This is a genomic window from Enterobacter sp. BNK-34 (genome assembly GCF_048684445.1).
Classification (GTDB): domain Bacteria; phylum Pseudomonadota; class Gammaproteobacteria; order Enterobacterales; family Enterobacteriaceae; genus Enterobacter; species Enterobacter pseudoroggenkampii.
The window spans coordinates 1,341,124-1,353,460 of sequence record NZ_JBLQUA010000001.1; the positions used below are offsets into that span (position 1 = coordinate 1,341,124).

The following is a 12,337-nucleotide window of genomic DNA, read 5'->3' on the forward strand; positions in this document are numbered from 1 at the left end:
CTGATGAACCGATTTATCATGGCGGATGCGGGAAAATGCATCGGATGCCGCACCTGCGAAGTGGCCTGCGCGGTTGCGCATCAGGACGTCTTCACCGCACAGACTTTCACCTCCCGCCTTCGGGTGGTGAAGGGGGACGCCTACACTACGGCGGTGGGTTGCCATCAGTGCGAGGACGCGCCCTGTGCTAACGTCTGCCCAACCCATGCCATCAGCCGTACGGCGGGCACCTGGCTCGTTGAGCAGACGCGCTGCATTGGGTGCAAAAGCTGTGTGGTGGCCTGTCCGTTTGGGGCGATGCAGGTTCGTCTGGAGGGAAATAGAGCGCAGGCGCTGAAATGTGATTTGTGCAGTCATCGCGAAGGCGGACCGGCCTGCGTGGAGGCCTGTCCAACCCACGCGCTGCGCTGCGTTGATCCTGCCAGTATTCGTGCTGAAAAGCTTACTGCATTTTATTGAAATTCCACGTGAACGTCAGACTGTAGCGCCAGTCTCTGCTGCGACTGTCTGTCGGAACATCCCCGACGGGTCTTGCCGCCTCCACCGTGACGCTATAGTGGCGCGTATCGCCTATCATCACCCCGGTCGCCACTGACCCGAGCCGTTGATGAGGCAAACCGGAGGTGTTAAACCAGGTTTGCGCGGTATCGGCCAGGATGTAGGGCTGGATTGTGGCAAGCCAGGTGCTCTCTTTTCGCATCTGGATATAGCGCAGTTCTACCTGCCCGCCATAGCCGTAATCACCGCTTGCTTCACTGTCCTGGTATCCACGGCCAAAGCGCTGGGCACCGAAGCTAACGCGTTCGGGCTCCGGCAACGTGTTATTTGACCAGTCTCCCTCCCAGGACGTTGATAGCCGCCATTTGTCGGCAAACAGCCAGGCAGCGTCCAGATAGCTTTTTGTGAGCGTAAAATTCATATCGGGTTTAGGGGCTGAGACGATATCCGCACCCATCGCATCAATACCCTGACGGACGTTGAGCCTGCCGCTGATGCTGGCGGTTGTGAATTGATGTGCACCATTAATGCCCACTTCCAGCGCGGGATAACGCGCGTGTTGGTTGACGGAGTTCAGACTATAGGTTTTGCCCTGTAGTCTTGCCTGCAGGGCATAATCATCCTGGCGGTCGGTGTAATCAAAACCGCCGGTCAGATTAATTTGTGATTTTTGCGTCAGCAGCAGAGGATAGCCAAACGTCACGCCCCCGTTGTATTGCGTTGTTTTTTGCTTCGAATCGACTTTGATATTGTTCGGCAAAGAGAGCAGGAGAGAAAAATCTCGCGGATCTTCACGGTAATAGCTGCCTTTTAGCTGCATGGTCAGCCCTTCATCGTTTAAAAACTGCTGCCAGTTGAGACCGACATAGTTTTTTCGCGTGTTGCTATCTAACGGTACAAGCGTGGCCACGCCAAGCTGATCGCCATAGCTTGTCATGTTGCTGAGCGTGCCGTTCAGCATCATTAAATCTTGCCCTTTACGGGTATCGATGGTGGAAGCGATATTCCAGCTCCGCTCCTGATTACCGGTTATCTGCATCGCCGCCGCGCCATAGATATTGGTTGGCAGCTGCGCGTTGGCCGTGACCGGAACGTTAGGGGTACGGGTCATCAGCTGGCTATAGCGATCGAACGTATCCTGTGACAGCGGTTTTTCCGCCATGATTTTTTCTGACAATCGTTTAAGACGCTCGGCGATTTGAGGATTATTACTGGTGATGTCGCTGTGAGCGACATACCCTTCAACCAGAACAATTTTAATATTGCCCTGCTGGAAATTATCATCCGGCAGCCAGGCATAGGAGAGCGGAAAACCGTCGGCCTTATAGCGCGCCGTAATATCATTTACCAGCCCGGTGAGCGTTTTTAGCGGCACGGTTTTTCCGGCGTACGGCCTGAAGGGCTGAAGCAATTCCTGCAAGGGATAACGCGTGCCGCCAATAAACTGAATGTGATGAATGGTAATGGGCGTTTCAGGCGTCAGCGTTGACTGCGGTTTTTCTATTTTGACTTTCGGCTGTGGGACGGCCTCAGTTTGTTCTGGGGCAACGTTACGCGAAACTTGCGCCGGGTTATCAGGGTTAATAATAGAGGGCAGTGTATCGGCGCGGGCCATGCTCAGCACAACCAGCCCCGTCAGCGAAAAAAGGAAGTGGTGTTTCATCGCGCTATCCCTGTTCATCATTCCCGGTTAGGGGGAGTGTCGCCGTATAAAGCGCCCCTGAACCAGGGGCGCAGAATGACAATAAGCAGGTTACTGTTTGACCGGTGGTTAATGTGTTGTTGCGTTGGCCGTAACGCCCGACGTCAGGGTACTGAGGGTCGTATTGACCGTTGCACCCAGACTGTTGTTCGTGGCCGCCACGTTTGCATTAGCTGTGAGAGCGCCTGATCCTCCTCCGGTCGTCGAGGTGGCGGGTTTAACCAGCGTGCCGCTATCCGTCACCGTCTGGCCGACGTTCTGGACGACCTGACCCGCGCCGTTAAGCCCGCTATTACTGTTGCTGACGTTGGCCCCCACGCCGCTCACGGTGTTACCCACCTGAGTCAGCAGACCGTTGACCGGTGTGCCGAGACCCGTTGTGGTGCCCACGCTTTGCGTCACGCCCTGTACTCCGCCCAGCGTCTTGTTAGCCACGGTCGTGGTATCTGTTGTTACCTGAGTGACCGCAGGGCTGCTTACCGTGTTGGTGAGACCCGTGCCGGTGTTACTGACCAGTTGCCCGGTACTGTTGACCACGCTGCCCGTCAGGCCGGTTACGCCGCTGACCGGTGTTCCGGAAGTGGAGCTCGCCAGGCCCGTGCCTACCGTTGAAACGGTATTGCCCAGGGAGGTGACCGACGTGGTCACGCCTTTAACCGTTGTGCCCACACCGTTCGCGTTGTTTGGATCGCCAACGCCAGTCGTGACGCCTGTCCCCACGGTGGATACGGCACTGCCAACACCGCTGACGGTGGTAGAAACGGTTGACGTGACGGGATTATTTGTCGGAAGCTGGCTTCCAAGACCATCCACCGTAGAGCCGACGCTGGTTACTGTTTTACCGGCATCACCCAGTATGGTATTTGCGCCTGCGGTAGTGGTTCCGCCACCACCCGTGTTGCCTGTTCCGGTTCCTCCGCTGCCATTGCCTCCAGAGCCCGATCCTGAACCAGAACCCGTTCCGCCGCCAGCGCCTGTCCCGGTACCTGAACCCGTCCCGGTACCCGAGCCGTTGCTGCCCGAACCGCCATTGCTCGCGGTCGAGCCACTTCCATCACCTGAGCCGCTGCTGCTTCCCGTCGCAGGGTTATTTTTGGCCGTTGAGTGATGAGAGCCGCCACCGCTTCCACTACAGGCAGAAAGAGAGAACGCGAGCAGTACCGCAACAGCAATAGCGCTGATGCGACTAACATTATTAGGTAGCATATGAATACTCCACGCAAAAGAACGCCGAGCGGCGTATTAGTGAGTATATGCAGTATTTTTAAATATGCATGAAAGTGACTTGATAAGGTATTTTGCGGTGTTGCAGGTGGTTATTTCAAAATAACAATAAGTTAAGATCTTTAATTGATGCTTAATTATTGACGGGAAAGTTAGTGAGCGTAAATTAAAGGGATATTCCTAAGGAAACTCAAGAGAGATGATAAATTAAACGCTACAGGATATATCCTTAATATAAGATTCAGATCACGGAAAAATAAGGCTCTTCATTTGAAGAGCCTTATTATTTAACAATTGCCTTCGCGCCAGGCTTTTTCGATCTCTTCGGCGAGAATTTTAACACCCGCTTCGATTTTTTCCGGATCGGGGACGTAGTTCATGCGCATGCACTGATGGGTATGCGGCCACGGCTTATCCAGACCCGGGAAGAAATAATCGCCCGGCACCATCAGTACGCCGCGCTTTTTCAGGCGCTGGTAAAGCAGTTCGGTGGTGATAGGTAAATCCTTAAACCACAGCCAGAGGAAAATCGCCCCTTCCGGTTTGTGGATTAGGCAGCGTTCTTCCGGCAAATAGCGGCGAATTGTCGCAATCGTCTCCTGAACGCGCTGGTAATAGAAAGGCTTGATCACGTCATTCGACAGGCGCAGCAGGTCCTTGCGTTTGATCATTTCGCACATCATTGCCGGGCCAATGCCGCCCGGTGAAAGGCTGATTATGCCGTTCATATTGGTGATGGCGGTGATGATTTTCTCATTGGCAATGATGATGCCGCAGCGGCTGCCCGGCAGACCCAGCTTAGAAAGGCTCATGCACAGGACGATGTTCGGGTTCCACAGCGGGCGTGCTTCGCTGAAGATAATGCCCGGGAACGGTACGCCGTAGGCGTTATCGATCACCAGCGGGATGCCGTGCTGATTTGCCAGTACATCCAGCTTCATCAGTTCGTCGTCGGTGATCACGTTGCCCGTTGGGTTAGTCGGGCGCGATACGCAGATCATGCCCGTCTCTTCACCAATATGCAGGTGTTCAAAATCGACATGATATTTGAACTGGCCTTCCGGCAGCAGCTCAATATTCGGGCGCGCGGAGACGAACAGATCCTCTTCCAGGCCGGAATCAGCGTAGCCGATATACTCCGGTGCCAGCGGGAACAGCACTTTTTTGGTGGTGCCGTCGGCGCGACGCCCTGCGAACAGGTTAAACAAGTAGAAAAACGCGCTCTGGCTGCCGTTTGTCAGTGCAATATTCTGTGGTTCGATATCCCAACCCAGCTCGTCACGCAGCATTTCGGCGAGGAGTGCCAGCAGCTCGGTTTTACCCTGCGGGCCGTCGTAATTGCAAAGCGCATCGGTTGCTTTGCCGCTTTCCAGCATCTGAGCGAGCAGCGTCTGGAAATAGGTCGTCATCTCCGGGATTTGAGCCGGGTTTCCGCCGCCGAGCATGATTGCGCCCGGTGTGCGCAGCCCGTCGTTGAGGTCCTCCATCAGGCGAGTAATGCCTGAATGGCGGGTAAATTTGTCGCCGAAAAGTGAAAACGTCATAGCAGGTGATCTGTCGAGCTTATTTTGAAAGTGGGTAACCATAACGCTAGCACCGTGCTGGTGCAAATCGGGTGATGTGGTCGGATTTGTTGTTTTATAGGGCAGAGTTGGATTTGTGTAGTGAATAGTTCTGGTGGGATTTCCCCTCACCCCGGCCCTCTCCCCTGCGGGGAGAGGGTTAGGGTGAGGGGGATAATTATTGATTACCCGCCCATACCACCATCACCTTATCGCCCTTGTGCTCGCGCACGAAGCCATACCCCTCTTTCAGCGACAGCGTGGTTTGTTTGCCTTCACCGATCGCCGGATGGCGGGCGCGGAACTGACCCAGCGTTTGCCAGTGGGCGACGGTTAGGGCCTGCTTGCCCGTGACGTCCTGCCAGTTCATATCTGACCGGGTACCCTGCAGCGGGTCGGAGCCTGTCGGCCCGAACGGACGTTCAGATTCATCGCCGTAGTAAATCTGCACGCTGCCCGGTGCCAGCAGGAGCAGCTCCGCCGCGCGCTGGCCTCCTTCGCGGAACAGACGCGTATCGTGTGATGAGAGATAGCTCAGCACGTTGAAGCTTTGCAGCTTCTCCGCCATCTGCTGCCAGGTGAGATCCATATCGGCCAGGCAATCCACCGCTTTTGCCGCCTGCTCCTGATAGTCAAAGTTGATCATCGCATCAAAACCGTGGCGGTAATAATCGCTTTGCATCACCCCGTGGCCCCAGGATTCCCCGGTCATCCAGAACGGTGCGTTGTCGAGCTTTTTGTCCGGGTTCGCCCCTTTCCAGGCGGCCAGCGCCTGGCTTGCCTGGTCTTTCAGCTGTTGCCAGGCCGCAAGCTCAACGTGTTTAGCCGTATCCACCCGGAAACCGTCGATGCCGTAGTCACGGACCCACTGGCTGAGCCAGTGGGTAAGGTAGTCGCGCGGGGTATATCCCTTGATGGCCTTCGCGTGGGTATCGGGCTTGTGTTGGTAAAAGTTTGGCAATCCGGAAGGCGTCGTGGATTCCGTTTTCAGATCCGGCAGAAATGCCAGCGACATGGTTAAATCATCGAAGCCGGGGTTATCGTAATCACCGATGTCGGTGCGGATCCACTTTTTACCCCACCATTTTTCCCATGCGGCTTTGTCACTAAAGTTGATGTAGTCGTTAAAGCTGTGCCAGGTCTGGCCTGCGCCCGGCTTCCAGTCCGTCCAGCGTTCTCCCAGCGTCTTTTTCAGCTCATCACCTTGCAGGTACAGGGCACCAAACTGATATTCCTGCATGTCTGCCAGCGTGGCATAACCAACGTGGTTCATGACGATATCGAAAAGAACGCGGATCCCGCGCTTGTGCGCTTCGTCGACAAGCTGGCGTAAATCATCTTCAGTTCCCATATTGGCGTCGAGCGTTGTCCAGTCCTGGGTGTAGTAGCCATGATAGGCATAATGCGGGAAATCACCTTTGGTTCCGCCGCCTACCCAGCCGTGGATCTGCTCAAGCGGGGAGCTTATCCAGAGCGCATTCACCCCCAGCTGCTGCAGGTAATCGAGCTTGCTGGTCAGCCCCTTCAGATCGCCACCGTGGAACGTGCCAATCTCCTGCATGCCGTCTTTATGGCGGCCATAGCTGTTGTCGTTGCTCGGGTCGCCATTCACATAGCGATCGGTTAGTACAAAATAGACGGTGGCATTTTGCCAGCTAAACGGTGCAGGCCTGTCGGTTTCGGCGCGCTCAAGCAGCAGCAGGCCGTTACTGTTGGCGGCTGGCTGCAGGGTGATTTTTCCATCTTGTACGGTCGCCGTCTGTTTACTGTAGTAGTCGCGCACCACGGTGCCTTCCGGGAAGGTGTTGCTGACGTCCAGCGTCAGCGGCTTACCGTCCCACTTCGGACACTGGCGGATGACGTTTGCAACCGGCTGTTCTGCGGCACTCTGAATCGTCAGCAGCAGGGTGGGCGTGCCGGAACGGGTATCAATCCGCATCAGGTATTCACCGTCGCGGAAAAGTCGCCACTGCGGCGGTGTGCCGTCACAGGGCTTGAGCGACAGCATCTCATTGAGTTTTATCGCGCCTGTGGGCTGCCAGCACGTCTTGTCAAAACTCAGCGTAAGAGGACGCGTACCCTTCGCAAGCTTTGCCTGGCTGGTGAAGACTCCGGTGCCTTCGGCGCTAAATGCGCTAAACCCCGGCGATGACCAGTCGGCATGTGCCAGTGCGGGTAACATCAGAAAGGCTAATGCGGTGCGTTTCATTCCTTTTTCCTGTCGCGGCATTTTTGACCAGTGTGCCAGCAGGCAGAGGGGAAAAACTCATCCCCTGTCGCTTTCTGCCGGGAGGATGTGTGAGGATGAGTGATCTTGCGCAAAATTAGGCAGTTATCTGCGAGAACGCACACATATTTTCGGAAATGATGTTTTTATGAGCAAGTTTCAGGTGACATAGTTTCGGAATTGGACTATTTCTATACGTGCTCTTGAAGTCTATTTTTGATATGATTTGAGATTCCGCTCTCAAATTTGTGAAAAAAATAAGGTGTTGGGATGATTACATCCGACCAGGAGACCTAATGATATCGACTCCCATTCGACGATATGGGGCTGCGATACTCATGTTACTCACCACGGTATTTTCGGGTGAGGTGCTTGCGAAGACGCACACGGATACAACGAGTAAGAAAGCCCACGTAATAAAGACGACAAGTAGTAAGGTTAGCAGTAAACAAGAGTATTCTCGCAATAGTGCAAAGAGTAGTTCACTTCCTGATTTGCGAAAATACCCTTCCGGAACACCAAGGAAAAAAGCGTTTCTCCGGACGGTAATGCCTTACATCACGAGTCAAAATGCCGCGATTACTGCGGATCGTAACTGGCTGATCTCCAAACAGTACGATAGCCGCTGGTCGCCGTCAGAGCGCGCGCGTCTGAAAGATATCACGCAGCGCTACAAGCTGAGCTGGAACGGTAACACGCGTCGTGTGCCGTGGAATGCTCTCCTTGAGCGTGTGGATATCATCCCGGGCAGCATGGTTGCGACCATGGCTGCTGCCGAAAGCGGCTGGGGGACTTCTAAGCTTGCGCGTAGCAACAACAACCTTTTCGGCATGAAGTGCGTGAAAGGTCGTTGTAACAATGCCCCTGGCAAGGTGAAAGGCTATTCGCAGTTTGAATCTGTGAAGGATTCCGTCAGCGCCTACGTGGTGAATCTGAATACGCACCCGGCCTACTCATCGTTCCGTAAATCACGCGCTCAGCTGCGTAAAGCGGACCAGGAAGTGACGGCCAGTACGATGATCCACAAGCTGAAAGGTTATTCGACGAAGGGACAGAGCTATAACAACTATCTGTTCGCCATGTACCAGGATAACCAGCGCTTAATCGCCGCCCATATGTAATCTCAAAAAACGCCTTCCACTGGAAGGCGTTTTCTTTTCTAAATCAGCACCTCGCTGTGGCGATCCCGATACTCCTTCGGCGTGGTGTCATACTCTTTGCGGAACACCGAATAGAAATATTGCAGAGACGGGTAACCGCACATCTGCGAGATTTCGTTGATCGACAGTGACGTAGAGATGAGCAGGCTGCGTGCTTTCTCCAGCTTTTCAGCATGGATAACGGCATGAATGGTTTCGCCCACCTCTTCTTTAAAACGCTTCTCCAGATTCGAACGCGAAATGCCCACCGAATCCAGCACCTGATCGACCTTAATCCCTTTGCAGGCGTGGTTGCGAATATAGTGCATGGCCTGAATGACGGCCGGGTCGCTTAAGGAGCGATAATCGGTCGAGCGACGTTCTACGACGCGAACCGGTGGCACCAGCAGGCGCTGAAGCGGCAGAGATTCTTTATCCAGCAGACGGTGCAGCAGCTTCGCCGCCTGATAGCCCATTTGACGCGTGCCCTGAGCCACGGAAGAGAGCGCCACGCGAGACAGGTAGCGGGTAAGCTCTTCGTTATCAATGCCAATCACGCACAGCTTTTCGGGCACCGGAATGTGTAAATGTTCGCAGACCTGCAGCACGTGGCGCGCGCGGGCGTCCGTCACGGCAATAATGCCGGTTTGCGGCGGAAGCGTTTGCAGCCAGTCAGCGAGACGGTTCTGCGCGTGCTGCCAGTTTTCCGGGGCAGTTTCCAGCCCCTGATAGACCACGCCGCGATACTTCTCCTGCGCGACCAGCTGGCAAAATGCGTGTTCACGCTCAACGGCCCAGCGCTTGCCGCTGGTGGCGGGTAAACCATAAAACGCGAAGCGGTGGACGCCTTTCTCTTTTAAATGGAGAAACGCGGCCTCGACCAGGGCATGGTTATCGGTGGCAATATAGTGAACCGGCGGATAGTGTTCGGGCGAATGGTAGGAGCCGCCGACGCCCACGATCGGAACGTCGACGTCGGTCAGCAGTTGCTCAATGACGGGGTCGTCATAGTCGGCGATAACGCCATCGCCCAGCCAGTCTTTGATGTTCTCCAGACGGGTGCGAAAATCTTCCTCAATAAAGATATCCCACTCGGATTGCGACGCCTGCAAATATTCACCCACGCCTTCCACCACCTGACGGTCGTAGGCTTTGTTGGCATTGAATAACAACGTAATGCGGTGACGCTTTTCAAACATGGCTCACTTCCCAATTAAGTCACAATACCGTTATCAGGCCCGTCGCTTGGTGGCCGAGTCCATCCAGACTGCCAGTAAAAGAATGGCCCCCTTGACGATATACTGCCAAAACGTCGGGACGTCCATCATACTCATCCCGTTATCCAACGACGCCATGATAAATGCCCCCATCACCGCGCCCGCGACGCTGCCGATACCCCCTGCGAGGCTGGTGCCGCCAATAACGCAGGCGGCGATAGCATCCAGCTCGGCGATGTTACCGGCGGAGGGGGAACCCGCCCCCAGACGCGAGCTGAGGATCAACCCGGCGATGGCGACCATCAGGCCGTTAATGGCGAAGACCGCGAGTTTGGTGCGTTCAACATTAATGCCCGAGAGGCGAGCAGCCTCAAGGTTGCCGCCGATGGCATAAATACGGCGGCCAAACGCGGTGCGCGTGGCCATAAACATGCCGCCCAGCAGTAAAAGCGTCAGCAGCAGCACGGGGGTCGGAACACCGCGATAGTCGTTTAAAAGCCAGATGGCGCCCAGCACAATGACGGCCGTGAGCGCCTGACGTCCCACCACCGACGTGGATGCTGGCGACGCCAGCCCCAGCGCCTGACGACGCATGCGTCCACGCCACTGCCATGCAACAAACGCCAGCAATCCCGCCACGCCGATGGTAAAGCCCACGCCATCCGGGAGGTAGCTCTGACCAATCTGCGACATGGCCGCGCTGGTCGGGGAGACGGTGGTACCGTTGGTGATGCCGATTAAGATCCCACGGAAGGCCAGCATCCCCGCCAGGGTGACGATGAACGATGGCACTTTACGGTAGGCTACCCACCAGCCGTTCCAGGCTCCCAGTACCAGCCCCAATACCAGCGTGACCGCCACGGTCAGCGGCAGCGGCCAGCCGAGCCAGACGTCAAAAATCGCCGCCACGCCGCCGAGGAGCCCCATCATCGAACCAACCGACAGGTCGATTTCCGCGGAGATAATCACGAACACCATGCCGACGGCGAGAATGCCGGTGATGGCGGTCTGGCGGAGCAGGTTGGAGACGTTACGCGCGCTTAAGTACGAACCATCGGTCATCCAGGTAAAGAAGAGCATGATGACGATAATCGCCGCGATCATCACGAAAACCTGCAGGTTCAGCGCTTTTAGCCCTGCAAACGCACCGGGCGTCGGAACGGCGACTTTGATATCAGACGGATTGCTTTTCGACATGACGTTCGCTCCTTAAAGCGGCTTCCATCACCTGCTCCTGCGTCAGGTTCTGGTTAATCAGGTTGGCTTTCAGTTTTCCCTCGTGCATGACCAGCACGCGGTCGCTCAGGCCGAGCACTTCGGGTAACTCAGACGAAATGACAATGACGGCAATCCCTTGCTGTACAAGCTGATTAATCAGTTTGTAGATTTCATATTTGGCACCGATATCAATCCCGCGCGTGGGCTCATCAAGGATTAATATGCGTGGATTGAGAAGCAGGCAGCGCGCCAGAATCGCCTTCTGCTGGTTGCCGCCGCTCAGACGGCTAATGGCCAGTTCTGGTGAGGAGGTTTTGACCTTCAGCCGGGCAAGTGACTGGAGAATGCACTGCTGCTCGGCGGCATCGTCCAGGCTGCTCAACGCGCCGGAGAACCGATCGAGCGCCGCAAGCGTAATGTTTTTTCCCACCGCCATAACCGGCACGATGCCGTCTTTTTTGCGGTCTTCCGGCACCATGGCAATGCCGCGGGCGATCGCCTGCTGACAGTTGTCGATTTTCACCGGCTGGCCGTCGATATAAATCGTGCCCTCCCAGCGCCCTGGCCACACGCCAAACAGACACTGTACGGCCTCCGTGCGCCCGGCGCCGACTAACCCGGCGATACCGAGGATTTCGCCGCTGTGCAGAGAAAACGAGACGTTATTCACACGCTTGATGTGGCGGTTAACGGGGTGCCACGCGGTCAGATTTTCCACGCGCAGCACTTCATCACCTTTGGTGTGAGGCTCATTCGGGTAGAGCGCCGTCAGCTCGCGGCCCACCATCATGGTGATGATGTCATCTTCGCTCATGCCCGCGGCTTCACGCGTGCCGATGTGCTGCCCGTCGCGGATCACGCAGATGGTGTCCGAAATGGCTTTAACCTCGTTCAGCTTGTGTGAAATATAGATGCAGGCGATGCCGTGATTTTGCAGGTCGCGGATGATATTGAGCAGAACCGCAGTTTCCTGCTCGGTGAGCGAGGCCGTTGGCTCATCAAGGATCAGCAGTCTGACCTGTTTATTGAGCGCTTTCGCGATTTCGACCAGCTGCTGTTGCCCGAGGCCCAGATCCCCCACGCGGGTATCCGGTGAAATGTTGAGGCTTACCTGCGCCAGCAGCTTTTCGCAGCGGAGCGTCATGGTGTCGTAATCCAGCACGCCGTGGCGGGAAATTTCGGCCCCGAGGAAAATGTTCTCCAGCACGGTGAGATGCTTCACCAGCGCCAGCTCCTGGTGGATGATGGCGATGCCTTTGCGTTCGGTATCGCGGATGTGTGTCGCCTGGATAACTTCACCGGCAAAGACGATTTCGCCTTCGTAGCTGCCGTGTGGGTAGATCCCGCACAACACTTTCATCAGCGTCGACTTGCCCGAACCGTTCTCACCGCACAGCGAAATCACTTCGCCGGGGTTCAACCGGAGGCTGACGTTGTCGACGGCTTTCACCGTGCCGAAGCGTTTGGTGATGCTTTTCATTTCAAGTAAATAAGGCATAACTGCTCCACATAACCCGAGGGAAGAACAGTACAACGTGATGCGCCCCCGC

9 protein-coding genes are annotated in these 12,337 nt (G+C 55.6%); 2 read left to right on the top strand and 7 right to left on the bottom strand.

All coding sequences use genetic code 11. The features are described 5' to 3' along the window. Positions 1 to 3 precede the first annotated feature (3 nt). Positions 4 to 459, top strand: coding sequence for a 4Fe-4S dicluster domain-containing protein (locus ACMGG5_RS06650; RefSeq protein ID WP_048992857.1), 456 nt, complete (start codon positions 4 to 6; stop codon positions 457 to 459). On the opposite strand, the gene ACMGG5_RS06655 is transcribed toward ACMGG5_RS06650, so the two are convergent. From ACMGG5_RS06655 to ACMGG5_RS06670, 4 genes are all read right to left on the bottom strand, one after another. Next, a complete protein-coding gene (locus tag ACMGG5_RS06655) occupies positions 443 to 2,161 on the bottom strand; it encodes a ShlB/FhaC/HecB family hemolysin secretion/activation protein (protein WP_420277630.1) in 1,719 nt (572 codons plus the stop codon). The genes ACMGG5_RS06650 and ACMGG5_RS06655 overlap by 17 nt on opposite strands. A gap of 108 nt (positions 2,162 to 2,269) precedes the next feature. After that, a complete protein-coding gene (locus ACMGG5_RS06660; protein WP_420277631.1) occupies positions 2,270 to 3,406 on the bottom strand; it encodes a collagen-like triple helix repeat-containing protein in 1,137 nt (378 codons plus the stop codon). Positions 3,407 to 3,711: 305 nt separating this feature from the next. Beyond that, complete coding sequence (gene avtA / locus ACMGG5_RS06665) at positions 3,712 to 4,968, bottom strand: valine--pyruvate transaminase (RefSeq protein ID WP_048992863.1); 1,257 nt, start codon at positions 4,966 to 4,968, stop codon at positions 3,712 to 3,714. Positions 4,969 to 5,164: 196 nt separating this feature from the next. Then, complete coding sequence (locus ACMGG5_RS06670) at positions 5,165 to 7,195, bottom strand: alpha-amylase (protein ID WP_420277632.1); 2,031 nt, start codon at positions 7,193 to 7,195, stop codon at positions 5,165 to 5,167. Between the two features lie 314 nt (positions 7,196 to 7,509). Here ACMGG5_RS06670 and ACMGG5_RS06675 point away from each other — a divergent pair, with 314 nt between their 5' ends. Further along, positions 7,510 to 8,334, top strand: a complete 825-nt coding sequence (locus ACMGG5_RS06675; protein ID WP_420277633.1) for a protein bax — start codon at positions 7,510 to 7,512, stop codon at positions 8,332 to 8,334. A 38-nt stretch (positions 8,335 to 8,372) separates the two neighbouring features. Here ACMGG5_RS06675 and xylR read toward each other — a convergent pair whose 3' ends face one another. Genes xylR through ACMGG5_RS06690 form a run of 3 tightly spaced genes read right to left on the bottom strand, consistent with a single transcriptional unit; the run spans position 8,373 to position 12,285 of the window. Further along, positions 8,373 to 9,551, bottom strand: a complete 1,179-nt coding sequence (gene xylR, locus ACMGG5_RS06680) for a D-xylose utilization transcriptional activator XylR (RefSeq protein WP_021242460.1) — start codon at positions 9,549 to 9,551, stop codon at positions 8,373 to 8,375. 33 nt (positions 9,552 to 9,584) lie between these two features. Then, a complete protein-coding gene (gene xylH / locus ACMGG5_RS06685; RefSeq protein WP_045907874.1) occupies positions 9,585 to 10,766 on the bottom strand; it encodes a xylose ABC transporter permease XylH in 1,182 nt (393 codons plus the stop codon). Beyond that, positions 10,744 to 12,285 (bottom strand): xylose ABC transporter ATP-binding protein, encoded by a 1,542-nt coding sequence (locus ACMGG5_RS06690; RefSeq protein WP_420277634.1) that lies wholly within the window; start codon positions 12,283 to 12,285, stop codon positions 10,744 to 10,746. The genes xylH and ACMGG5_RS06690 overlap by 23 nt, the downstream gene beginning before the upstream one ends. Positions 12,286 to 12,337 lie beyond the last annotated feature (52 nt).

Coding starts and splice junctions, on each gene's coding strand:
- ACMGG5_RS06650 (WP_048992857.1), top strand. CDS start 4: ATGAACCGATTTATCATGGCGGATGCGGGAAAATGCATCGGATGCCGC.
- ACMGG5_RS06655 (WP_420277630.1), bottom strand. CDS start 2,161: ATGAAACACCACTTCCTTTTTTCGCTGACGGGGCTGGTTGTGCTGAGC.
- ACMGG5_RS06660 (WP_420277631.1), bottom strand. CDS start 3,406: ATGCTACCTAATAATGTTAGTCGCATCAGCGCTATTGCTGTTGCGGTA.
- avtA (WP_048992863.1), bottom strand. CDS start 4,968: ATGACGTTTTCACTTTTCGGCGACAAATTTACCCGCCATTCAGGCATT.
- ACMGG5_RS06670 (WP_420277632.1), bottom strand. CDS start 7,195: ATGAAACGCACCGCATTAGCCTTTCTGATGTTACCCGCACTGGCACAT.
- ACMGG5_RS06675 (WP_420277633.1), top strand. CDS start 7,510: ATGATATCGACTCCCATTCGACGATATGGGGCTGCGATACTCATGTTA.
- xylR (WP_021242460.1), bottom strand. CDS start 9,551: ATGTTTGAAAAGCGTCACCGCATTACGTTGTTATTCAATGCCAACAAA.
- xylH (WP_045907874.1), bottom strand. CDS start 10,766: ATGTCGAAAAGCAATCCGTCTGATATCAAAGTCGCCGTTCCGACGCCC.
- ACMGG5_RS06690 (WP_420277634.1), bottom strand. CDS start 12,285: ATGCCTTATTTACTTGAAATGAAAAGCATCACCAAACGCTTCGGCACG.